This window comes from Streptomyces sp. NPDC102360 (genome assembly GCF_044766085.1).
Classification (GTDB): domain Bacteria; phylum Actinomycetota; class Actinomycetes; order Streptomycetales; family Streptomycetaceae; genus Streptomyces.
In genome coordinates this window covers 278,894-301,754 of sequence record NZ_JBIWLG010000007.1, presented here as the reverse complement: position 1 = coordinate 301,754, position 22,861 = coordinate 278,894, and the positions used below count along the sequence as shown (strand labels likewise).

The 22,861-nt window shown below is 69.3% G+C and carries 20 protein-coding genes and 1 riboswitch; of the genes, 13 read left to right on the top strand and 7 right to left on the bottom strand.

Annotation, left to right across the window (positions count from 1 at the left end; all coding sequences use genetic code 11):
* The first annotated feature begins 220 nt into the window (after positions 1-220).
* Positions 221-634 (top strand): anti-sigma regulatory factor, encoded by a 414-nt coding sequence (locus ACIRHA_RS26890; RefSeq protein ID WP_403850785.1) that lies wholly within the window; start codon positions 221-223, stop codon positions 632-634.
* Positions 631-1,674 (top strand): RNA polymerase sigma factor SigF, encoded by a 1,044-nt coding sequence (locus ACIRHA_RS26885; protein ID WP_403850782.1) that lies wholly within the window; start codon positions 631-633, stop codon positions 1,672-1,674. Before ACIRHA_RS26890 ends, ACIRHA_RS26885 begins: the two co-directional genes overlap by 4 nt.
* Positions 1,675-1,753: 79 nt before the next feature.
* Here the strand turns inward: ACIRHA_RS26885 and ACIRHA_RS26880 are convergent, their stop codons facing one another.
* Positions 1,754-2,197: a hypothetical protein gene (locus tag ACIRHA_RS26880; RefSeq protein ID WP_403850779.1), complete on the bottom strand. Its 444-nt coding sequence runs from the start codon at positions 2,195-2,197 to the stop codon at positions 1,754-1,756.
* A gap of 56 nt (positions 2,198-2,253) precedes the next feature.
* Here ACIRHA_RS26880 and ACIRHA_RS26875 point away from each other — a divergent pair, with 56 nt between their 5' ends.
* Positions 2,254-3,222 (top strand): diacylglycerol/lipid kinase family protein, encoded by a 969-nt coding sequence (locus ACIRHA_RS26875; RefSeq protein ID WP_403850776.1) that lies wholly within the window; start codon positions 2,254-2,256, stop codon positions 3,220-3,222.
* 319 nt (positions 3,223-3,541) lie between these two features.
* Positions 3,542-3,799, top strand: a complete 258-nt coding sequence (locus ACIRHA_RS26870) for a WhiB family transcriptional regulator (RefSeq protein ID WP_403850774.1) — start codon at positions 3,542-3,544, stop codon at positions 3,797-3,799.
* A gap of 220 nt (positions 3,800-4,019) precedes the next feature.
* On the opposite strand, the gene ACIRHA_RS26865 is transcribed toward ACIRHA_RS26870, so the two are convergent.
* Together ACIRHA_RS26865 and ACIRHA_RS26860 are read right to left on the bottom strand one after the other, a co-directional pair.
* Entirely contained in the window at positions 4,020-5,486 is a 1,467-nt protein-coding gene (locus ACIRHA_RS26865) for a sensor histidine kinase (protein ID WP_403851153.1), read from the bottom strand.
* A 412-nt stretch (positions 5,487-5,898) separates the two neighbouring features.
* The gene (locus tag ACIRHA_RS26860; protein ID WP_403850771.1) at positions 5,899-6,963 is read right to left on the bottom strand and encodes an SIS domain-containing protein; all 1,065 of its coding nucleotides are present in this window, start codon (positions 6,961-6,963) and stop codon (positions 5,899-5,901) included.
* A gap of 265 nt (positions 6,964-7,228) precedes the next feature.
* Here ACIRHA_RS26860 and nagB point away from each other — a divergent pair, with 265 nt between their 5' ends.
* Positions 7,229-8,014, top strand: a complete 786-nt coding sequence (gene nagB / locus ACIRHA_RS26855) for a glucosamine-6-phosphate deaminase (protein WP_403850769.1) — start codon at positions 7,229-7,231, stop codon at positions 8,012-8,014.
* A 260-nt stretch (positions 8,015-8,274) separates the two neighbouring features.
* Here the strand turns inward: nagB and ACIRHA_RS26850 are convergent, their stop codons facing one another.
* From ACIRHA_RS26850 to ACIRHA_RS26835, 4 genes are all read right to left on the bottom strand, one after another.
* Positions 8,275-9,774 (bottom strand): glycoside hydrolase family 3 protein, encoded by a 1,500-nt coding sequence (locus ACIRHA_RS26850; protein ID WP_403850766.1) that lies wholly within the window; start codon positions 9,772-9,774, stop codon positions 8,275-8,277.
* Positions 9,775-9,783: 9 nt separating this feature from the next.
* Positions 9,784-10,614 (bottom strand): carbohydrate ABC transporter permease, encoded by an 831-nt coding sequence (locus ACIRHA_RS26845; RefSeq protein ID WP_403850763.1) that lies wholly within the window; start codon positions 10,612-10,614, stop codon positions 9,784-9,786.
* Positions 10,611-11,603: a carbohydrate ABC transporter permease gene (locus ACIRHA_RS26840; RefSeq protein ID WP_403850760.1), complete on the bottom strand. Its 993-nt coding sequence runs from the start codon at positions 11,601-11,603 to the stop codon at positions 10,611-10,613. Before ACIRHA_RS26840 ends, ACIRHA_RS26845 begins: the two co-directional genes overlap by 4 nt.
* 82 nt (positions 11,604-11,685) lie before the next feature.
* A complete protein-coding gene (locus ACIRHA_RS26835; protein WP_403850757.1) occupies positions 11,686-12,963 on the bottom strand; it encodes an extracellular solute-binding protein in 1,278 nt (425 codons plus the stop codon).
* Positions 12,964-13,347: 384 nt separating this feature from the next.
* Here ACIRHA_RS26835 and ACIRHA_RS26830 point away from each other — a divergent pair, with 384 nt between their 5' ends.
* The 8 genes from ACIRHA_RS26830 to ACIRHA_RS26795 all read left to right on the top strand — a co-directional run bounded on the left by ACIRHA_RS26830 (position 13,348) and on the right by ACIRHA_RS26795 (position 22,856).
* Positions 13,348-14,112, top strand: coding sequence for a GntR family transcriptional regulator (locus tag ACIRHA_RS26830; protein WP_351338953.1), 765 nt, complete (start codon positions 13,348-13,350; stop codon positions 14,110-14,112).
* 97 nt (positions 14,113-14,209) lie between these two features.
* Positions 14,210-16,372 (top strand): carbon starvation CstA family protein, encoded by a 2,163-nt coding sequence (locus ACIRHA_RS26825; protein WP_403850753.1) that lies wholly within the window; start codon positions 14,210-14,212, stop codon positions 16,370-16,372.
* Positions 16,341-16,544 (top strand): YbdD/YjiX family protein, encoded by a 204-nt coding sequence (locus ACIRHA_RS26820; protein ID WP_327661653.1) that lies wholly within the window; start codon positions 16,341-16,343, stop codon positions 16,542-16,544. The genes ACIRHA_RS26825 and ACIRHA_RS26820 overlap by 32 nt, the downstream gene beginning before the upstream one ends.
* 126 nt (positions 16,545-16,670) lie before the next feature.
* Entirely contained in the window at positions 16,671-16,937 is a 267-nt protein-coding gene (locus ACIRHA_RS26815; RefSeq protein WP_403850750.1) for a DUF3311 domain-containing protein, read from the top strand.
* On the top strand, positions 16,934-18,562 hold the full coding sequence (mctP, locus tag ACIRHA_RS26810; RefSeq protein ID WP_403850747.1) for a monocarboxylate uptake permease MctP: 1,629 nt from the start codon (positions 16,934-16,936) through the stop codon (positions 18,560-18,562). The genes ACIRHA_RS26815 and mctP overlap by 4 nt, the downstream gene beginning before the upstream one ends.
* 103 nt (positions 18,563-18,665) lie before the next feature.
* On the top strand, positions 18,666-19,166 hold the full coding sequence (locus ACIRHA_RS26805) for a GNAT family N-acetyltransferase (RefSeq protein ID WP_403850744.1): 501 nt from the start codon (positions 18,666-18,668) through the stop codon (positions 19,164-19,166).
* Between the two features lie 83 nt (positions 19,167-19,249).
* Positions 19,250-19,328, top strand: a riboswitch (cobalamin riboswitch).
* A 148-nt stretch (positions 19,329-19,476) separates the two neighbouring features.
* A complete protein-coding gene (locus tag ACIRHA_RS26800; RefSeq protein WP_403850741.1) occupies positions 19,477-21,837 on the top strand; it encodes a ribonucleoside-diphosphate reductase subunit alpha in 2,361 nt (786 codons plus the stop codon).
* Positions 21,837-22,856, top strand: coding sequence for a ribonucleotide-diphosphate reductase subunit beta (locus ACIRHA_RS26795; protein ID WP_403850738.1), 1,020 nt, complete (start codon positions 21,837-21,839; stop codon positions 22,854-22,856). Before ACIRHA_RS26800 ends, ACIRHA_RS26795 begins: the two co-directional genes overlap by 1 nt.
* Positions 22,857-22,861: the final 5 nt, after the last annotated feature.

Here is a 22,861-nt window from a genome sequence, read left to right as displayed (position 1 = left end):
GGGTACGTCAAACCGGCGCCCGCTCTTTCCAATTGAGCCCGCACACCCTCTAGCCACTGTCCGTACCCGTAGGCTTACTATGAGTGACAGCACTGGGCCGGGGGTCCCCGGGACAGGAAAGTCGGGCGCGCGGTAGCGTCACCGCAGATATATGTGGCGCATCACCCGGGGGACGACACCTCCGGAGCCCGAAAGTGCTTGTACCACCTTGGAGGTGAGGGTGTCCCAGATCGCAGGCGAGCCCGGGAATCAGGACTTCGTGGAAGTCCGGCTGCCGGCTGCGGGTGCCTACCTGTCGGTGCTGCGTACGGCGACGGCCGGCCTCGCAGCGCGTTTGGACTTCACCCTCGACGAGATCGAGGACCTTCGCATCGCTGTCGACGAGGCCTGCGCGATCCTGCTTCAGCAGGCCGTCGCCGGCTCCGTACTCAGCTGCGTGTTCCGGCTGGTCGACGACTCCTTGGAGGTGACGGTCTCCGCGCCGACGACCGACGGCCGGGCCCCTGAGCGCGACACCTTCGCGTGGACGGTGTTGTCGGCCCTCGCGGGCCAGGTCGACTCCACAGTGGCCGAGGACAGGACCGTCTCCATCAGCCTCTACAAGAAGCGCGGCGCGGGCCCCGGCCCGACGTGAGGAACGGGGACGGTCCGGTGCGGGACGACAAGCGCGGCACACGGGATCTCCCGGCCGACGGCACGGGCGGGATGCGGCGGCCGACCACCGCCATTCCCGAGCAGCAGGCCCTGCCGCATCCGGAGGACGCCGTGGACACGGCGGACCCGACGGCCGGCGCGGCACAAGAGGCAGCGCCGACCCCGGGGGCCGTACTTCGCGGGGGCTCAGGGGGATCGGACGCGCGACGGGCGGGATTGATGAGCGACCACGAGCGACACGGCGAGCGGCACGACCGACACGATCCGCGGGACCGCAGCGGTGCACGGGCGATGTTCATCGAGCTGCGCACCATGAAGGCCGACAGCCCGGAGTACGCCGAGCTGCGCAATCAGCTCGTGCGCATGCATCTGCCGCTGGTCGAGCACCTGGCGCGCCGCTTCCGCAATCGCGGCGAGCCCCTGGACGACCTCACCCAGGTCGCGACGATCGGCCTGATCAAGTCGGTCGACCGTTTCGACCCCGAGCGGGGAGTGGAGTTCTCCACGTACGCGACGCCGACGGTCGTCGGCGAGATCAAGCGGCACTTCCGCGACAAGGGCTGGGCCGTGCGCGTGCCGCGCCGCCTCCAGGAGCTGCGCCTGGCCCTGACGACGGCGACCGCCGAGCTGTCCCAGCTCAACGGCCGCTCCCCCACGGTCCACGAGCTGGCCGAGAAGCTGGCCATCTCCGAGGAGGAGGTCCTGGAGGGCCTGGAGTCGGCCAACGCGTACTCCACGCTGTCCCTGGACGTCCCGGACACGGACGACGAGTCCCCGGCGGTCGCGGACACGCTGGGCTCCGAGGACGAGGCGCTGGAGGGCGTCGAGTACCGCGAATCCCTCAAGCCGCTCCTGGAGGACCTGCCGCCGCGCGAGAAGCGCATCCTGCTGCTGCGGTTCTTCGGGAACATGACGCAGTCGCAGATCGCCCAGGAGGTCGGCATCTCCCAGATGCACGTCTCCCGCCTGCTGGCCCGCACGCTGGCCCAGCTCCGGGACAGGCTCCTCGTCGAGGAGTGACCCACGTACGCACACGAGAAGGCGCCCGACGCGGATCCGCGTCGGGCGCCTTCTCATTGCGGGCCTGCGAACGTGCGAGCTACTGGGAGGAACCCGGCGTACGGATGCCCAACGCGCGCGTGGTCTCGGGATTGACGAGCAGCACCAGTGAGGCGATCGACACGGCGGCGAGCGCGATGCCGCCCCCGATGGCCATGCTGTCGGCCTGCAGCAGCGTGTAGGCGACCGGCAGCGCCATGATCTGCGTGATGATCGCGGGGCCGCGGCTCCAGCGCTTGCGGGCGAGCAGTCCGCGCGCGGCGAACAGCGGCAGCAGCGCGAGGACGATGAGCGTGACGCCGCCGGTGGCGGCCTGCTCCGGGTTGTCGGGGTGCCCGGCCAGGCCGGCGACCAGCATGTAGGCACCGCCCACGACGAGCGCGAGCCCTTCGAGCCCGGCCAGGGCCGCGGCGGCGGTCAGCCGACCGGGACGCGGGCCGTACTCTTCGGCGGATTCGGGGGCGGGGTTCTGCTCTGAGGTCACCTTTGCAACCTACCTCGGTCTGGGCCCGATCAAGGGCGCTGGGTACGCTGCCTTGCATGCGTGCACTTCTCGTGGTCAATCCGGCGGCAACCACCACCAGCGCGCGCACGCGTGATGTGCTGATCCACGCCCTGGCGAGCGAGATGAAGCTCGAGGCCGTCACCACCGAGTACCGGGGGCACGCGCGCGACCTCGGCCGGCAGGCCGCGGAGAGCAAGGACATCGAGCTGGTCGTCGCCCTCGGTGGCGACGGCACGGTCAACGAGGTCGTGAACGGCCTGCTGCACCACGGCCCCGACCTCGACCGGCTGCCCGGCCTCGCCGTCGTCCCGGGCGGCTCCACGAACGTCTTCGCCCGCGCCCTCGGCCTGCCGAACCACCCCGTGGAGGCCACAGGGCAGCTTCTGGACGCCCTGCGCGAGGGCCGGCGGCGCACGGTGGGCCTCGGCCTCGCCTCGGGCACCGCGGGCACGGAGGACGAGGGGGTGCCCTCCCGCTGGTTCACGTTCGCCTCGGGCCTCGGCTTCGACGCGGGCGTGGTGGGCCGGGTGGAGCAGCAGCGGGAGCGCGGCAAGCGTTCGACGCATGCCCTGTACGTGCGACAGGTGGTGCGTCAGTTCCTCGGCGAGGCCGACCGCCGGCACGGCACGATCACGCTCGAACGGCCGGGCGAGGATCCGGTCACCGATCTCGTCGTCTCCATAGTCAGCAACACCTCGCCGTGGTCCTTCCTGGGCAACAGGCCGCTGTATCCGACGCCCCAGGCGTCCTTCGACACCGGCCTTGACGTGCTGGGACTCAAGAAACTCTCCACTCCCGCGGTGGCCCGCTACGGCACCCAGCTGCTCGCCTCGTCGCCCGAGCGCGGCCCGCACGGCAAGAACGCGGTCACGCTCCACGACCTGACCGACTTCACCTTGCATTCGAAGGCGCCCCTGCCCCTTCAGATGGACGGTGACCACCTGGGACTGCGAACCAGCGTGACGTTCACAGGCGTACGCCGTGCACTGCGTGTGATTGTGTGAGTGGAAGAGACTAAAGTCCTTCATCTCGAACGTTTGGGCCAGCATCCACCCCATGGAAGTACGGCTGTGACCTAGCCGACACCGAGGAATCAAAAAAAACTTTCCGGAAGGGGTTGTATCCGTCGCCGAGGTTTGCGAATCTCTACATGGCGCTCGGGACGGCCCGAAACATCGGCCCCACAGAGAGCCCGAATCCCCTCCTCAAAGCAACGGACCATCGTCGCATATGTGACGTTCGGCCCTTCACTTGTTGGGGGATTCGTGAAAGCGTTCACATTCACAAGCAGCCCGCATGTAACACCAAGGAGAGGTAGCAGCCATGGACTGGCGTCACAACGCCATTTGCCGCGAAGAAGACCCCGAGCTCTTCTTCCCCATCGGCAACACTGGTCCCGCGCTGCTGCAGATCGAGGAAGCCAAGGCCGTCTGCCGTCGCTGCCCCGTCATGGAGCAGTGCCTGCAGTGGGCGCTCGAGTCCGGCCAGGACTCCGGCGTCTGGGGTGGCCTCAGCGAGGACGAGCGCCGCGCAATGAAGCGCCGCGCCGCTCGCAACCGGGCCCGTCAGGCCTCCGCCTGATCCCCCACCCCGTTCGAGCCTGAGCCCGGCGGCGCGTACACCACGTACGCATCTCCCGCCCCCGAGCCGCAGCGCGCAGTACCCCCGATGCTCCCCAGGCTCAGCCCGGGACACAGCCCGGGCAACGAGACGAACAGAGAGCCCCGGACCGTTCAACGGTCCGGGGCTCTCTGCTGTCCGGGCGCTCCTGTTCGGGCACTGCCGTTCGCGCCTCGTACGGCTATTTGCTGCTGCGTACGGGGATGTCGAGGATGACCTGCGTACCGCGCTCCGGTGCGGGCACCATGTCGAACGTTCCGCCCAACTCGCCCTCCACCAACGTGCGTACGATCTGCAGGCCCAGGTTCCCCGCGCGCTTCGGGTCGAAGCCCTCGGGCAGACCGACGCCGTCGTCCTGGACCGTGACCAGGAGTCGGGCCTCCTTGCTGGTGCCGCCGCGCACGGCCGAGACCTCGACGGTGCCGGTGTCGCCCTGCCGGAAGCCGTGCTCAAGCGCGTTCTGCAGCACCTCGGTGAGGACCATGGACAGCGGGGTCGCCACCTCGGCGTCCAGGATGCCGAAGCGGCCGGTGCGCCGGCCCACCACCTGACCCGGTGAGATCTCCGCCACCATGGCGAGCACCCGGTCCGCGATCTCGTCGAACTCCACGCGCTCGTCCAGGTTCTGGGAGAGCGTCTCGTGCACGATCGCGATGGAACCGACCCGGCGGACCGCCTCCTCCAGGGCCTCGCGCCCCCGGTCGGACCCGATGCGGCGGGCCTGGAGGCGGAGCAGGGCGGCGACCGTCTGGAGGTTGTTCTTCACCCGGTGGTGGATCTCCCGGATGGTCGCGTCCTTGGTGATCAACTCGCGTTCGCGGCGGCGCAGTTCGGTGACGTCGCGCAGCAGGACCAGCGAACCGATGCGGGTGCCCTTGGGGCTGAGCGGGATCGCGCGCAGCTGGATCGAGCCCTCCTCCCCCTCGACATCGAACTCGCGCGGCGCCCAGCCGCTGGCCACCTTGGCGAGCGCCTCGTCCACCGGGCCGCGGGACGGGGCGAGTTCGGCCGTCGTCGTACCGAGGTGGTGGCCGACCAGATCGGCCTGGAAACCCAACCGGTGGTACGCGGACAGGGCGTTGGGCGAGGCGTACTGGACCACGCCGTCCGCGTCGAGCCTGATCAGGCCGTCGCCCGCGCGCGGGGAGGCGTCCATGTCGACCTGCTGGTCCGGGAACGGGAAGGTGCCGGCCGCGATCATCTGCGCGAGGTCGGAGGCCGACTGCAGATAGGTCAGCTCCAGGCGCGAGGGCGTCCGGACGGTCAGCAGGTTGGTGTTGCGCGCGATGACGCCGAGGACCCGGCCCTCCCTGCGTACGGGGATGGACTCCACCCGCACCGGGACCTCCTCGCGCCACTCGGGGTCGCCCTCGCGCACGATGCGGCCCTCGTCGAGCGCGACGTCCAGCATGGGGCGGCGGCCACGCGGGACGAGATGGCCGACCATGTCGTCCTGGTAGGACGTCGGTCCGGTGTTGGGCCGCATCTGGGCCACGGAGACGTATCGCGTGCCGTCATGGGTGGGGACCCACAGGACGAGGTCGGCGAAGGAGAGGTCGGAGAGCAACTGCCACTCCGAGACCAGCAGGTGGAGCCACTCGAGATCGGAGGCACCGAGGCCGGTGTGCTGGCGGACGAGATCGTTCATGGAGGGCACGAGCCGAGCTTAACCGCCGGGCGGCGGGGCTCCGAAAGGAGCGAGGAGCCGCGGGTCCCCGAAAGACCGACGGGCCGCGGCGCCGGGGGTCGGGACCCTCAGCCCTTTCCCTGGCACCGCAGCCCTTCAGGTGCACCGGCTTCCAGGTGTGCGGTCCCGGCTGCCGATCGAGGATCCGACGCGGTCAGGGCAGAGAGCGTCGGTTCCTCTGTCCGTCCTCCTGTGCGGGGAGGGCGGAAGCCACAGTTACGCATTGTGGACTAGACCATTCTCCCATGTCTATGTGTCTGCAGAGGTTAGTTCTCGTCCGTTCCTCCGACGATCACGTCCGCATCTGCGTCCACGTCCACTTCAACGTACGTACCTCTGCACGAGTGCCGGAGCGGGCCGGTTCATTTCGCGGCTACCGGGTCTCCGTCACCTTCGCGAGGGCGCGCGGGGCGTCGGGGTCCTGGCCACGGGCGATGGTCACCTCGTACGCGAGGAGTTGGAGCGGGAGGATCTCCAGGACCGGCTGCATCTCCTCGGCGACCCCCGCCGTCGGCAGGACGAAGCCGGCGGAGGCGCGGGCCACCTGGGCCTCGGGGCCGACCACCATCAGATCGGCCCCGCGCCCGCGGAGCCGGTCGAGGACGGGTTGCAGGGCCTGCCCGCCCCGGCCGTCGGTGACCACGGCGATCACCGGGGAGATGTTGTCGACCATGGCGAGCGGGCCGTGCAGCAGATCGGCGCCGGAGTACGCGAGGGCCGCGATGTAGCTGGTCTCCATCAGCTTGAGGGCCGCTTCCTTGGCGGTCGGATAGCCGTAGCCGCGAGAGGTGATCACCATGCGTCCGGCGAAGCGGTAGCGGGCGGCCAGGGCACGGATCTCGTCCCGGCGGGCGAGGACCCGGTCGGCGTGGTCGGGCAGCACGGCGGCCGCCGCCCCGTCGCCGCCCCGCAGGCCCTCCACGAAGAGATACAGGGCGAGCAGCGAGGCGGTGTACGTCTTCGTCGCGGGCAGCGCCTTCTCGGGTCCGGCCATGATGTCGATGTGGTGCTCGGAGACGGCGGCCAGCGGGGAGTCCGGGTTGTTGGTCACGGCGAGGGTGATCGCGCCGGCCTCGCGGGCCGCCTTCGTCGAGGCGACCAGGTCGGGCGAGCCGCCGGACTGGCTGACCGTGACGACCAGGACGTCGCGCAGATCGGGGCGGGCGCCGTAGGCCGTCGTGGTGGACATCGAGGCGAGGCCGCAGGGCAGGCCCAGCCGGATTTCGAGCAGGTACTTGGCGTAGAGCGCGGCGTTGTCGGAGGTGCCGCGGGCGGTGAGCAGGACGAAGCGTGGGGCGCGGTCGGCGACCCGGCGGGCGACCTCCTGGATGCGCGGGGCGCCGGTGGCGAGGAGACGCCGGAGTACGTCGGGCTGCTCGTGCATCTCCCGCGTCATGATCCGGCCGGGGCGCTCCGGCTCGGGCTCGGTGGCGTTCATGCGGGCACCTCCGGTGGGTCGGCACGGTGCCGGGGACGGTCGGGCCCCGGGCACCTTCCACTGTGGCCGCCCCCGGCCCGCGCCGCCCACCGGCCGGCCTGGCCGGGCCGGGACGGACGCCTCGACGTGCCGAGCCCCGGTGCAGCGCCGAGCATGGAAGGGAGGAGCCCTGAAGGGCCTGACCGACCGGGGTTCGCTTTGCTAGATTGGTCTAAACCACACGGCACGTTTTCCCGTCCCCTCTGACCAGAACGGCAGGCCCAGCGTGGAAGTTGTGATCGTCCCGGACGCCAAGGCAGGCGGCGAGCTGATCGCCGAGGCCATGGCCCAGTTGCTGCGGCGCAAGCCCGACGCGCTGCTCGGTGTGGCCACCGGATCGACTCCGCTGCCCATCTACGAGGCGCTGGCGGCCCAGGTGCGCGCCGGTGCGGTCGACGCGTCGAAGGCGCGGATCGCCCAGCTCGACGAGTACGTGGGGCTGCCGACCGGGCACCCCGAGTCGTACCGGGCGACGGTGCTCCGGCAGGTCGTCGAGCCGCTCGGCCTCGGCGAGGCGGCGTTCATGGGCCCGGACGGCAGCGCCGCGGACGTGCAGGCCGCGTGCGAGGCGTACGACAGCGCGCTGGTCGAGGCCGGGGGCGTGGATCTGCAGCTGCTCGGGATCGGGACGGACGGGCACATCGGGTTCAACGAGCCGTGCTCCTCGATCGCCTCGCGGACCCGGATCAAGACGCTGACCGAGCAGACCATCGCGGACAACGCGCGGTTCTTCGACGGCGATCTGAGCCAGGTCCCGCGGCACGTGATCACGCAGGGCATCGGGACGATCCTGGAGGCGCGGCACCTGGTGCTGCTCGCCACCGGCGAGGGCAAGGCGGACGCCGTGGCGGCGACCGTCGAGGGCCCCGTCGCCTCCGTGGTGCCGGCCTCCGCGCTGCAACTGCACCCGCACGCGACCGTCGTGGTCGACGAGGGCGCCGCGTCGAAGCTGAAGCTCGCGCAGTACTTCCGGCACACGTACGCCAACAAGCCGGAGTGGCAGGGGCTGTAGGCCGGGCGGGGCTGGGCCCTGAGGAGCGCTCGCCCCGCGCCGGGGTGCCGCCTTGCCCACCCTGCCGCCCCTGGCGGCAGATTGCCCAAGGCGGCACGGCACCATCCATCAAGCCCCTGCGGCGATTGAGCAGGCCTTTTAAGCCCCTGCGGCGATTGAGCAGGCCTTTTAAGCCCCTGCGGCGATTGAGCAGGCCTTTTAAGCCCCTGCGGCGATTGAGCAGCGGGGTCCGGGGCAGAGCCCCGAAGCCCCGGCTGGGCTCAACCCCGCGTGATCGCCTCCGCCGCAGCAACCCCACACACCCGCGCCGCCCCATACGTAGCGATGTGCAGCGCCCCGCGCGGAGCGGCCCGCGGCACCCCCATCTCCACGACCACCGTGTCCGGCCGGGCGCCCAGCAGGTCGTCCAGGGCCCGGCCCATCCACGGATGCCGGTGCTCGTCGCGGACCACCGCCACCACTCGCCGCTCCCCCGCGGCGGCCAGTACGGCGGGGCCCGCGTCCGGGCCGGTGTACGAACCGGTGGTGGTGCCGGGCAGCAGACGTTCGAGCTCGGCGGCCACACCCCAGGGCGTCTCGTCGCCGACCGCGATGTTGGCGACCGGCGAGAAGGCGGCCACGTGCACGGGGCCCGTCACCGGGGCCGCCTGCTCCCCGCGCGTCACCGTGACCGCGCGGCGCGCCGCCACCAGGCCGACCTCCGGGTCGCGCTCGACCGCGCCCGCGCCGCCCCGGCCCGACGCCGCCGTCCACTTCGACAGCGCGCGCACCCGCTCGGCCGCGTCCGCCAGCCGCTCCTCCGGAAGTTCGCCGGAGCGCACGGCCCCCACGAGGGCGTCGCGGAGCCGCAGCACCGTGTCGTCGTCGGCGAGCCCGCCGCCCACGCAGATGGCGTCGGCGCCGGCCGCGATGGCGAGAACGCTGCCGCGCTCGATGCCGTACGTACCGGAGATCGCCTTCATCTCCATGCCGTCCGTGACGATCAGACCCTCGTAGCCGAACTCCTCGCGCAGCAGGCCCGTGAGGATGCGACGCGACAACGTTGCCGGGTACTCCGGGTCGAGCGCGGGCACCAGGATGTGCGCGCTCATCACGGCCCGCGAGCCCGCCGCGATCGCCGCCCGGAACGGCGCGAGGTCACGGGCGTGCAGCACGTCGAGGTCGACGTCGATGCGCGGCACGTCGTGGTGCGAGTCGACCGCCGTGTCGCCGTGGCCGGGGAAGTGCTTCGTGCAGGCGGCGACGCCGGCGGACTGCAGGCCCTCGACGTACGCGGCGGTGTGCCGGGCCACCAGCGTGGTGTCGGCGCCGAAGGAACGTACGCCGATCACCGGGTTGTCCGGGTTGGCGTTGACGTCCGCGGACGGCGCCCAGTTGAGGTTGACCCCGCATTCAGCGAGGCGGCGGCCCAGCTCGGCGGCGACCGAGCGGGTCAGCGCCGCATCGTCGACCGCGCCGAGCGCGTGGTTGCCGGGGAAGGAGGAGCCGGTGCGGACCTCAAGGCGGGTGACGTCACCGCCCTCCTCGTCGATGGCGACCAGGACGTCACCGCGCTCGGCCCGTAGCTGGGCGGTGAGGGCGGCCAGTTGCTCCGGCGTCGCGATGTTGCGCCCGAACAGTCCGACCGACGCCAGCCCCTCGCCGAGCCGGCGCAGCAGCCAGTCGGGCGCCGATGTGCCGGTGAATCCGGGCTGGAGGACGGTCAGGGCATCGCGCGTCAGAGTGTCGGTACCACGTGTCAATGTCGACCGGTTTGTCATCGGGGTGCGTTATCCCTTCACGGCGCCGGCGGTGAGGCCGCTGACGGCTTTGCGCTGGAGGTAGACGAAGAGGACGAGGATGGGGAGGGCGAACAGCGAGGACGCCGCCATCGTCGCACCCCAGTCGTCGCCGAATGCGGTGCGGAACTGCGAGATCCACAGCGGCAGCGTCTGCTTCTCGACGCTCTTGTTGAGGATCAGCACGAGCGGGAATTCGTTCCACGCGGTGATGAAGCCGAAGAGCGAGGTGGCCATCAGACCCGGTGCGAGGAGCGGGAAGATCACCTTGATGAAGGCCTGCGTGCGGGTGCAGCCGTCGACCATCGCGGACTCCTCCAGCTCCTTGGGCACCGCGGCGACATAGCCGCGCAGCGTCAGGATCGTGAAGGGCAGCACCATCATCGTGTAGAAGACGGTCAGCGGGACCAGGCTGTCGAGCATGTCGGCATCGCGCACGATCATGTAGATCGAGATGACCATGACCTCCCACGGGGCCATCTGCGCGAGCATGAAGACCACCAGGAAGCCGCGTCGCCCCTTGAACCGCATCCGGGCGAGCGCGAAGGACGCGACCAGGGCGATGACCAGAGACATGGACACCGAAAGCAGCGTGACGGTGAACGAGTTGCCCACCAGCGTCCAGAAGTGGTCGGCGTGCACGGCCCGGTCGAAGTGTTCGAGCGTGATGTCCGTGGGGAACCAGACCGGGTTGTCCGTGAGGATGTCGTTGGTCGGCTTGAAGGCCGTGGCGAACATCCAGTAGACGGGGAACGCGAAGATCACGAAGAGGACGGTGGCCGTCGCGCCGGGCCACAGGCGTCCCAAGAGTGAGCGCCTCACAGCTCGGCCCCTTCCTGGTCGTCTTGCTTGAGCACCATGCGCAGGTAGTACGAGGTCATGACGAGCAGCACCAGGATGGTCAGGAACGAGATGGCCGCGCCCATGCCGAAGTGCTGGTTGCCCATGCCCTCGACGAACGCGTAGATCGGCAGGGTCTCGGTGAGCCGGTCGGGGCCGCCCTCGTTCATCGCGAAGACCTGCGGGAACGCCTTGAACACCCAGATGACTTCGAGGAACGTCGTGGCCAGCAGGAAGGGCTTGAGGAACGGCCAGGTCACCGAGGTCCAGGAGGTCCAGCCGCCGGCGCCGTCCAGGGAGGCGGCCTCGTACAGCTCCTTCGGGATGGTGGTGGTCGCCGCGTAGAGGTTGATGGCCACGAACGGGATCGAGCCCCAGACGATCAGCAGGGTGATCACCACGAAAGTGGAGAACTGGGTGTCGAGCCAGTTGTGGTCGGCCATCGAGTGCCAGCCGAGCTGGTTCAGGAAGCCGTTGACGACGCCGAAGCGTTGGGCGAACAGCCACTGGAAGACGGTGGTGCCCGCGAGCAGCGGCATCGCCCACGCCAGGACCAGGCCGAACAGGAGCAGCAGCCGCATCCGCTTGCCGAGCCGTGCGAGCAGCAGCCCGACGAGGGTGCCGAACAGCATGATCAGTACGACGTTGGCCGCGGTGAAGATCACCGAGCGCAGGACGACCCGCCAGAACTCCGAACCGCCGAGGACCTCGGCGTAGTTGTCGAAGCCGTTCCACTCGGTGAGGTGAAGGATGAGCTGACGCGGGTTGAGGTTCTGGAACGACAGCATGCCGTTCTTCACCAGCGGCCAGCCGAGCAGGATCAGCGTGGCCGCGAGCGCCGGAAGCAGCAGGAGGTAGGGGGCGGTGCCGCGCTTCCTCGCCGGCTTCACCGGCTCGTGCGGGGGCGGCGCCTCGGACTTACGGACACCGGTCGCCCCGACCGTGTCCGCGCCTTCGGTCTGCACTGACATGACTCGCCATTTCCTCCGTGGCCGTACGGTCGAGCGTGCCTGCGCCGGGGACGCGTCCGCGCGTTCCCCGACGCAGAGCGGGTCAGTTCTTCTGCGCGAGGCGCTTGTTGATCTCGGCCTCGACCGCCTTGGCGGCAGCGGCGGGCGACTTCCCGTTCAGCACGGAGGTCATGTAGTTCTTGATCGGGTTCGGGGTGTTCTCCACCGCGGCCCACTCGGGGATCAGCGGCGTGGTGCCGCCGAACTCGGCGGCCGGGGCGGCGGCCTCGGCGACCTCGTTGCCCTTGAGGTTGGTCTCCAGGGACTTCTTGTTCGGGATGACGCCGTTCTCCTTGGCGAGGGCGCCCTCGAACTTGTCGCCCAGGGCCAGCTTCAGGAACTCCTTGGCGAGCTCCTGCTTCTTGCTGCCCGCGGCGACCGCGAAGTTGGAGCCGCCGAGGAAGACGCCCTCGGGCTTGTCCGCCGTCTCGCCCGGGATCGTGAAGTAGCCGATGTCCTTCTCGATCTTCTTGTTGGCGGCGACGGCCGTACCGGCCTCCCAGCCCATGCCGATGAAGGCGCCGGTCTTGCCCTTGGCGAAGACCTCGGCCTGCTGCGGGGTGGCCTCGTCCTTGTCCTTGGGGGCCTTGGAGTGGGCGGCGTACTTCTTGTAGATCTCCATGGCGGCGGAGACCTTGGGGTCGGCGAGGTTGGAGACGTACTTGTCGCCTTCCTTCTTCACCAGGTCGGCGCCCTGGCCGATGGTCAGGCCGTCGAAGAAGTACCAGTTCTGGCCGGGCAGGTAGATCGGCTCGGCGTCGGTCTTCTTGTCGATCGTGGCGAGGTCCTTGAGGAACTCGTCGCGGGTCTTCGGGGTGCCCTTGATGCCCGCGTCGGCCCAGATCTTCTTGTTGTAGAGGACGACGCGGTTGGCGAAGTACCACGGCGCGGCGTACTGCTTGCCCTCGTAGACGGAGGACTTGGAGACGGACTCGGTCCACTCCGAGCCGATCTCCTTCTTGAGGTCGCTCAGATCGGCGAGGCCGCCGGTGGCCGCGTAGGCCGGGGTCTGGGTGTTGCCGACCTCGATGACATCCGGCGGGGTGGACTCGGAGAGCGCGGTAGTGATCTTCTGCTGGATGCCGTCCCACTTCTGGGTCTCGAACTTCAGCTTCGCGCCGGTCTTCTTCTCGAAGGCCGCCTGCAGGTCCTTGGTCCACTTCGCCGGCGTAGAGCCGTCCATGGCCCAGACCGTCAGCGTCTGCCCCTTGAAGCTCTCGGGACCCGCCTTCTTCCCGTCGTCCTCGCTGTCGCCGCCACAGGCCGCGATCGAGACCAGCATGCCCGCAACTCCGATAGCCGCTATGAGCTTGCGCTTCACGTCACCCTCCTCAGGGATGCCAGCAACCCCCCACCCACAGCGGCGCATACGACGAGTAGTGCACGCGGGACTGGGACCTGATCTTTAATGGTGTAGACCAGTACGGGGAGCTTGGCCCAGACCAATAGGGCTGTCAAGGGTGGCCGAGAGAGGTCCCCGCGTCCGTTATCGGAACGACACCCGCCAGACAGGGCAAGGCCGTTGGCCCCCTCGACCGAGTACGGCGGGTGGACTAGACCAGGCGGTCACCGGGCGGTATAAGAAGGGATCACGGTGCGTGCGAGAAGCCTCAACCCGAGTTCCTCCGAGCGAGCCGTGCCACGATGTGAGCCGCGGCCGACGGGGACGTCAGTCGCATCGGCACCGGAGCCGGGAAGGCGGAGCATGAGCACCGACGTCAGCAGTGCGGAGAACGAGAGCGGGGCGCCCGTCCGCACCGCACGCGTGCCCAAGTACTACCGCCTGAAGAAGCATCTGCTCGACATGACGGAGACACTGCCGCCCGGCACCCCGGTCCCGCCCGAGCGCACGCTCGCCTCCGAGTTCGACACCTCCCGCACGACCGTCCGGCAGGCGCTTCAGGAGCTCGTCGTCGAAGGGCGGCTCGAGCGGATCCAGGGCAAGGGCACCTTCGTCGCCAAGCCCAAGGTCTCCCAGGCGCTCCAACTCACCTCGTACACCGAGGACATGCGGGCGCAGGGCCTGGAGCCGACCTCGCAGCTGCTCGACATCGGCTACGTCACCGCCGACGACTCGCTCGCGCACCTCCTCGACATCTCCGCCGGCGGCCGCGTCCTGCGCATCGAGCGGCTGCGCCTCGCGAGCGGCGAACCGATGGCGATCGAGACCACGCACCTGTCGGCCAAGCGATTCCCGGCGCTGCGCCGCAGCCTCGCCAAGTACACCTCCCTCTACACGGCGCTCGCCGAGGTCTACGACGTGCGCCTCGCCGAGGCCGAGGAGACCATCGAGACCTCCCTCGCCACGCCGCGCGAGGCGGGCCTGCTCGGCACGGACGTCGGCCTGCCGATGCTGATGCTCTCCCGCCACTCGATCGACGGCTCGGGACAGCCGGTGGAGTGGGTGCGCTCTGTCTACCGCGGCGACCGGTACAAGTTCGTGGCGCGGCTGAAGCGGCCGACCGACTGACCGCCCCAACTCCCCTGCGCGGTAACGGAGTAGACGCTTTCCCGCACGCGGTGTAGCGCAGCTCACACCCTCTGGCTTACGGTCCTCCCGTCGTCGCATGGACGGGGAGGACCCACCGGTGCGTACCACTTCTCCAAGAACCGTGATCCTGTGGACCGTCGTCGCCCTCGTGGGCGCGGCCGGCTGGTCCGTACTCGCACTCTCCCGCGGCGAGGAGGTCTCCGCCGCGTGGATGGTCGCCGCCGCCCTCGGGTCGTACGCCATCGCCTACCGCTTCTACGCGAAGTTCATCGCGAACAAGGTGCTGAAGGTCGACGGGAAACGGGCCACGCCCGCCGAGCGGCTGAACAACGGGATGGACTTCCATCCCACCGACCGGCGCGTGCTGCTCGGCCATCACTTCGCGGCCATCGCCGGGGCGGGCCCGCTGGTCGGGCCCGTGCTCGCGGCGCAGATGGGGTATCTGCCGGGCACCATCTGGATCATCGTCGGCGTGATCTTCGCGGGCGCCGTGCAGGACATGGTCGTGCTGTTCTTCTCGACGCGGCGCGACGGGCGTTCGCTCGGGCAGATGGCGCGCGAGGAGATCGGCCCGTTCGGCGGGGCCGCCGCCCTGGTCGCCGCCTTCGCCATCATGATCATCCTGCTCGGGGTGCTCGCTCTGGTCGTGGTGAACGCGCTCGCCGAGTCGCCGTGGGGCACCTTCTCCATCGCGATGACCATCCCGATCGCGCTGCTCATGGGCTTCTATCTGCGGGTGCTGCGGCCCGGACGGGTCTCCGAGGTCTCGCTCATCGGCGTCGCGCTGCTGCTGCTCGCGCTCATCGCGGGCCGCTGGGTCGCCGAGTCCTCCTGGGCGGGCGCCTTCACGCTCGCGCCCTCGACGCTCGTGATCTGGATGGTGATCTACGGGTTCGTCGCCTCGGTCCTGCCGGTGTGGATGCTGCTCGCGCCGCGCGACTATCTGTCGACGTTCATGAAGCTCGGCACCATCGGACTGCTCGCCATCGGCGTCGTGGTCGCGCTGCCGACGTTGAAGATGGACGCGGTCACGGACTTCGCCTCGCGCGGCGACGGACCGGTCTTCGCGGGCTCGCTGTTCCCCTTCGTCTTCATCACCATCGCGTGCGGCGCGCTCTCCGGCTTCCACGCGCTGATCTCCTCCGGCACGACGCCGAAGATGATCCAGAAGGAGACGCAGGTCCGGATGATCGGCTACGGCTCCATGCTGATGGAGTCGGCCGTGGCCGTGATGGCGCTCGTCGCCGCGAGCATCATCGACCCCGGCCTGTACTTCGCGATGAACGCGCCCGCCGGAGTCATCGGCGACAGCGTGCAGTCCGCGTCGCAGGCGGTGGCGGGCTTCGGTTACTCGATCTCACCGGCCGAGCTGGCGCAGGCGGCCAAGAACGTCGAGGAAGCCAGCCTGCTGTCCCGTACGGGCGGTGCGCCGACGCTCGCCGTCGGCGTCTCGGAGATCTTCTCGCAGGTGACCGGGGGCGGGCTGCGCGCCTTCTGGTACCACTTCGCGATCATGTTCGAGGCGCTGTTCATCCTGACCGCGCTCGACGCGGGCACGCGCGTGGGCCGCTTCATGCTCCAGGACATGCTCGGCAACGTCTACAAGCCGTTCAAGAACATCAGCTGGAAGCCGGGCCTGCTGCTCACCAGCGCCGTCGTCGTCGGCCTGTGGGGCTACTTCCTGTGGGTCGGCGTGCACGAGCCGCTCGGCGGGATCAACCAGCTCTTCCCGATCTTCGGCATCTCCAACCAGCTGCTCGCCGCCGTCGCCCTCGCCGTCTGCACGACGCTGCTCGTGAAGTCGGGGCGGCTCAAGTGGGCCTGGATCACCGGGATCCCGCTGGTCTGGGACACCGTCGTGACGCTGACCGCCAGCTGGCAGAAGGTATTCTCGTCCGATCCGCGCGTCGGCTTCTTCCAGCAGCGCTCCAACTACCAGGACGCCATCGACGCCGGAAGGATCCTGCCGCCCGCCAAGACCATGGACGACATGCACACCGTGGTCACCAACTCCACGGTGGACGGCGTCCTTTCGGCCACGCTCGCCCTCCTCATCGTCGTGGTGGTTCTCGACGCGCTACGGGTATGTGTGAAGCACGTACGGAACCCGCAGTCGTCCAAGCTGAGCGAGGCGCCGTACGTCGAGTCCACGCTGGTGGCACCGGCCGGGCTCGTCCCCACGCAGGAGGAGAAGGCGGAGGCGCGCGATGCCGGCGTCGGCAGTGCTACGGGTGGCTAGGTATGTGCGGTGGTTCGTCCGGGAGTTGACGGACGAGAGCGCGTACGAGCGGTATGTGACGCACCTCGGGGAGACCCACCCGGGGGCGTCCGTGCCGTCCCGGCGCGACTTCGAGCGCATGCGGACGGACCGGCAGGAATCGGATCCGCGGCAGGGGTTCCGCTGCTGCTGAACCGGCCCGTGCACCCATCCGTTATCCGGACAGGGGTTCCGTAGATCAAGACTCTCGCTTAGATTTCCCGGGCGTTAAGCATGAGATAAGTGGGATCTCTGATGAGCGAGGGGAACGGAACCGCGAATGTCCGATGCGCCTGAAGTGAAACAACCGGTGGTCACGCCGGTACGCGTGATCATTGCACTGTGTCTGGCCGCACCGTTCGTCGCGATGCTCTGGGTCAGCTCCTACGCCAAGGTCGAACCGACCTTCATCGGCATCCCGTTCTTCTACTGGTACCAGATGCTCTGGGTGCTCATCTCGACCGCGCTCACGATGACCGCGTACAAGCTGTGGCAGCGCGACCAGCGCGCCCGTAAGTCTGCTCAGTCGGCTGGAGGCCAGGCGTGAACGGCGGCGTCAACGGTGTCGCGCTCACCGTCTTCATCATCTTCTTCGTGGCCGTCACGGTCATGGGCTTCCTCGCCGCGCGCTGGCGGAAGGCCGAGAACGAGGCGTCCCTCGACGAATGGGGCCTGGGCGGCCGCTCGTTCGGCACCTGGGTCACCTGGTTCCTGCTCGGCGGCGACCTCTATACCGCGTACACCTTCGTCGCCGTGCCCGCGGCGATCTACGCGGCCGGCGCCTCCGGCTTCTTCGCGGTGCCGTACACGATCCTGGTGTACCCGCTGATCTTCACGTTCCTGCCGCGCCTGTGGTCGGTCTCGCACAAGCACGGGTACGTGACCACGTCCGACTTCGTGCGCGGGCGCTTCGGCTCCAAGGGCCTCTCGCTCGCGGTCGCGGTCACCGGCATCCTCGCCACGATGCCGTACATCGCGCTCCAACTGGTCGGCATCCAGGCCGTGCTCGACGTGATGGGCGTCGGCGGTGGCGAGAACACGCACTGGTTCATCAAGGACCTGCCGCTGCTGATCGCCTTCGGCGTGCTGGCCGCGTACACGTACTCCTCGGGCCTGCGGGCGCCCGCGCTGATCGCGTTCGTCAAGGACGGCCTGATCTACCTCGTGATCGCGGTCGCCATCATCTACATCCCGATCAAGCTGGGCGGCTTCGATCACATCTTCGCCGCGGCGAACGACAAGTTCGACGCCGCGAACGACGCGGCGGGCAAACCGGTCGCCGGGCTCGCACCGGGCTCCTCGGGGACCTGGACGTACGCGACGCTCGCGATCGGCTCCGCCCTGGCGCTGTTCATGTACCCGCACTCGATCACGGCGACGCTCTCCTCCAAGAGCCGCAACGTGATCCGCCGCAACACCACGATCCTGCCGCTGTACTCGCTGATGCTCGGCCTGCTCGCACTGCTCGGGTTCATGGCGATCGCGGCCGGGATCAAGGTGCAGAACGGGCAGTTGGCGATTCCGCAGCTGTTCGAGGACATGTTCCCCGACTGGTTCACGGGCGTCGCGTTCGCGGCCATCGGCATCGGCGCGCTGGTCCCCGCGGCCATCATGTCCATCGCCGCCGCGAACCTGTTCACGCGCAACATCTACAAGGACTTCATCAAGCCGGACGCGACGCCCGCGCAGGAGACCAAGGTCTCCAAGCTGGTGTCGCTGCTCGTGAAGGTGGGCGCGCTGGCCTTCGTCCTGACCATGGACAAGACGGTCGCCATCAACTTCCAGCTGCTCGGCGGCATCTGGATCCTGCAGACCTTCCCGGCCCTGGTCGGCGGCCTGTTCACGCGCTGGTTCCACCGGTGGGCGCTGCTCGCCGGCTGGGCGGTCGGCATGGTCTACGGCACGCTCGCCGCGTGGGGCGTCGCGTCGCCGACGCAGAAGCACTTCGGCGGCTCGTCGGCGGAGATCCCCGGCATCGGTGAGATCGGCTACATCGGCTTCACGGCGTTCGTCCTCAACGTCGTCGTCACCGTCGTCCTGACCTTCGTCCTCAAGGCGGTCAAGGCCCCGGACGGCGTCGACGAGACGACCGCGGAGGACTACACGGCCGACGCGGGCGACAAGGGCGTCCAGACCGACCTGCCGACGGTCGGCGCGGGCGCCGGTCACTAGACACACGCATCCGCACGCGTCGGGCCCCTCCATCACGGAGGGGCCCGACGCATTTTCCGGAAAGCGTTGCGGCCACGGCCGGGGGTCGCGTAACCATGGCCTCGTGATCAGAACAGTGCGCCCCGATGAGTACGCCGCGCTCGGCGAGTTGAGTGCCCGCGCCTACCTGGGCAGCGGCCTCCTCGCGTTCGGCGAGGACGACTGGTACGCCGCCGAACTGCGCGACGTCGAGAAACGCGCCCGGCAGGCCGAGGTGCTCGTCGCCGAGGACGCGGACGGCCGCGTCCTCGGCGGCGTCACCTACGTCCCCACGCACGACCACCCGTACGCGGAGCTGGCCCGTCCCTCGGAGGCCGAGTTCCGGATGCTGGCCGTCGACGTGGAGGCGCGCGGGAAGGGCGTCGGCGAGGCGCTCGTGCGGGCCGTGATCGACCGGGCCCGCGCGGCCGGGAAATCGGCCGTGGTGCTGTGCACGCAGCCGCTCGCGACCGCCTCGCACCGCCTCTACGAGCGCCTCGGCTTCGCCCGGATCCCGGACCGCGACTGGGCTCCGATCCCGGAAGTGACGCTGCGGGCGTACCAGTTGAAGCTGGCGACCGACTGACGGTATCGCCACGCCGACACAACATATGGGGCTGAAGCGAAAGCCCAACACAACATGTATGCTCGCTCTCGCTGTCACCACAGGGGAATCCGGTGCGAATCCGGAACTGTCCCGCAACGGTGTACGTAGGCGTACCAAAACGCCCGCGTGAGTCCGATGACCTGTCGACGGCACGCCCGAGCCGTCCGGCCCGGGCGTCGACGACGTCCGGGCCTCGCGGAAAGGGCCGGTGGACGAGGGCCCGCCCGTGCGCGCCCGCGCTGCCACCTCCTCCCCGCAGGCCTCGAGCCGAGCGAGGGAGAGCCCCCACGTGACCATCGCGCCCGCCGAACCGGTCTCAGCCACCGCCCAGGACGGCCCGGGTGCCGCACTTCTGCGCACCCTGACCGAGCTGACCGCCGACCTCCCCGACGCCGACCCCGGCCGGATCGCGGCCGCCGCGCTGCGCGGCCGTTCGGCGCGGGCCGATGAGGCGGAGCTGCGCGATCTCGCCACCGAGGCCGCGGCCGGGCTGATCTCCGAGGACCCCGCCTACTCCCGGCTCGCCGCCCGCCTGCTCACCCGCTCCATCGCCGCGGAGGCCGCCTCGCAGGGCGTCACGTCCTTCACCGGGTCGGTCGCCGTCGGGCACCGCGAGGGCCTGATCGCGGACCGTACGGCCGAGTTCGTACGGGTGCACGCGGCGCGCCTCGACGCGCTGATCGACGTCGCGGGCGACGACCGCTTCGGCTACTTCGGGCTGCGCACCCTGCACAGCCGCTATCTGCTGCGCCACCCGATCACCCGGCACGTCATCGAGACCCCGCAGCACTTCATGCTGCGCGTGGCGGCGGGCCTGGCCGAGGACGACTCCACGCGCGCGCTCGACGAAGTGGCCGCCCTGTACGGCCTGATGAGCCGCCTCGACTACCTGCCCTCCTCCCCCACGCTCTTCAACTCCGGCACCCGCCACCCCCAGATGTCGAGCTGCTACCTGCTCGACTCCCCGCTCGACGAGCTCGACTCGATCTACGACCGGTACCACCAGGTCGCCCGCCTCTCGAAGCACGCGGGTGGCATCGGCCTCTCGTACTCCCGTATCCGCAGCCGCGGTTCGCTGATCCGCGGCACGAACGGGCACTCGAACGGCATCGTCCCGTTCCTGAAGACGCTGGACGCCTCCGTCGCCGCCGTGAACCAGGGCGGCCGCCGCAAGGGCGCCGCCGCGGTCTACCTGGAGACCTGGCACTCCGACATCGAGGAGTTCCTTGAGCTGCGCGACAACACCGGTGAGGACGCGCGCCGCACCCACAACCTGAACCTCGCGCACTGGATCCCGGACGAGTTCATGCGCCGGGTGAACGCCGACCAGCCGTGGTCACTGTTTTCGCCGGCCGACGTGCCCGAGCTCGTCGACCTGTGGGGCGAGGAGTTCGACGCCGCCTACCGCAAGGCCGAGGCGGAGGGGAAGGCCCAGAAGACCATCCCCGCCCGCGAGTTGTACGGCCGCATGATGCGCACCCTCGCGCAGACCGGCAACGGCTGGCTGACCTTCAAGGACGCCGCCAACCGCACCGCCAACCAGACGGCGGAGCCCGGCCACACGGTCCACTCCTCCAACCTCTGCACGGAGATCCTGGAGGTGACGGACGACGGGGAGACGGCCGTCTGCAACCTGGGGTCGGTGAACCTGGGGTCGTTCGTCAAGGACGGCGACATCGACTGGGAGCGGCTCGACGAGACGGTCCGCACGGCCGTCACCTTCCTCGACCGCGTCGTCGACATCAACTTCTACCCGACCGACCAGGCAGGCCGCTCCAACTCCCGCTGGCGCCCGGTGGGCCTGGGCGCGATGGGCCTCCAAGACGTCTTCTTCAAGCTGCGCCTGCCATTCGACTCGGCCGAGGCCCGCGCCCTGTCCACCCGCATCGCGGAGCGCATCATGCTCGCCGCGTACGAGGCGTCCGCCGACCTGGCCGAGCGCAACGGTCCCCTTCCCGCCTGGGAGAAGACCCGTACGGCACGCGGCGTGCTGCACCCCGACCACTACGGCGTCGAGCCGACCTGGCCGGAGCGCTGGACGGCGCTGCGCGAGCGCATCGCGTCCGTCGGTATGCGCAACTCCCTCCTCCTCGCCATCGCGCCGACCGCCACGATCGCCTCGATCGCCGGGGTCTACGAGTGCATCGAGCCGCAGGTCTCCAACCTCTTCAAGCGGGAGACGCTGTCGGGCGAGTTCCTCCAGATCAACGGATACCTGATCGACGAGCTGAAGAAGCTCGGCGTCTGGGACGCCAAGACCCGCGAGGCGCTGCGCGAGGCCAACGGCTCTGTGCAGGGCTTCACCTGGGTCCCGGAGGACGTGCGTGAGTTGTACCGCACGGCGTGGGAGATCCCCCAGCGCGGCCTCATCGACATGGCGGCGGCGCGGACCCCGTACCTCGACCAGGCCCAGTCCCTGAACCTGTTCATGGAGACGCCCACCATCGGCAAGCTCTCCTCGATGTACGCGTACGCCTGGAAGTCGGGCCTGAAGACGACGTACTACCTGCGCTCGCGCCCCGCGACGCGCATCGCGCGGGCGGCGGGCAACAGCACCGTCCCCGCCCAGACCACGACCCCGGCGACCCCGGAACCCGACGCGGTCGCCTGCTCCCTGGAAAACCCCGAGTCCTGCGAGGCCTGCCAGTAATGACCACCACTTCTTCGGAAAAGAACCTGCTCGACCCGGGCTTCGAACTGACCCTGCGCCCCATGCGCTACCCGGACTTCTACGAGCGCTACCGCGACGCCATCAAGAACACGTGGACGGTGGAGGAGGTCGACCTCCACTCGGACGTCGCCGACCTCGCGAAGCTGTCGCCCGGTGAGCAGCACATGATCGGCCGCCTGGTCGCGTTCTTCGCGACGGGCGACTCGATCGTGTCGAACAACCTCGTCCTCACGCTCTACAAGCACATCAACTCCCCCGAGGCGAGGCTGTATCTGTCCCGCCAGCTCTTCGAGGAGGCCGTGCACGTCCAGTTCTACTTGACGCTGCTCGACACCTACCTCCCCGACCCGGAGGACCGGACGGCGGCGTTCGCGGCGGTGGAGAACATCCCGTCCATCCGCGAGAAGGCCGAGTTCTGCTTCCGCTGGATGGACTCGGTCGAGAAGCTCGACCGCCTGGAGTCCAAGGCGGACCGCCGCCGCTTCCTCCTCAACCTGATCTGCTTCGCGGCGTGCATCGAGGGCCTGTTCTTCTACGGGGCGTTCGCGTACGTGTACTGGTTCCGGTCGCGGGGGCTGCTGCACGGTCTGGCGACCGGCACGAACTGGGTCTTTCGCGATGAAACCGGCCACATGAACGCCGCCTTCGCCGTGGTCGACACCGTGCGCGAGGAGGAGCCCGATCTGTTCGACGAGGAACTGGACCGCCAGATCACTGACATGATCAAAGAAGCGGTCGACGCCGAGCTGCAGTTCGGGCGCGACCTGTGCGGTGAGGGCCTGCCCGGCATGAACACCGACTCGATGCGTGAGTACCTGGAGTGCGTCGCGGACCAGCGCCTGGTCCGACTGGGCCTCGCTCCGATCTATGGATCTGAGAACCCCTTCTCCTTCATGGAGCTCCAGGGCGTCCAGGAGTTGACCAACTTCTTCGAGCGCCGCCCCTCGGCGTACCAGGTCGCGGTCGAGGGCTCGGTCGGCTTCGACGAGGACTTCTGAGTCGC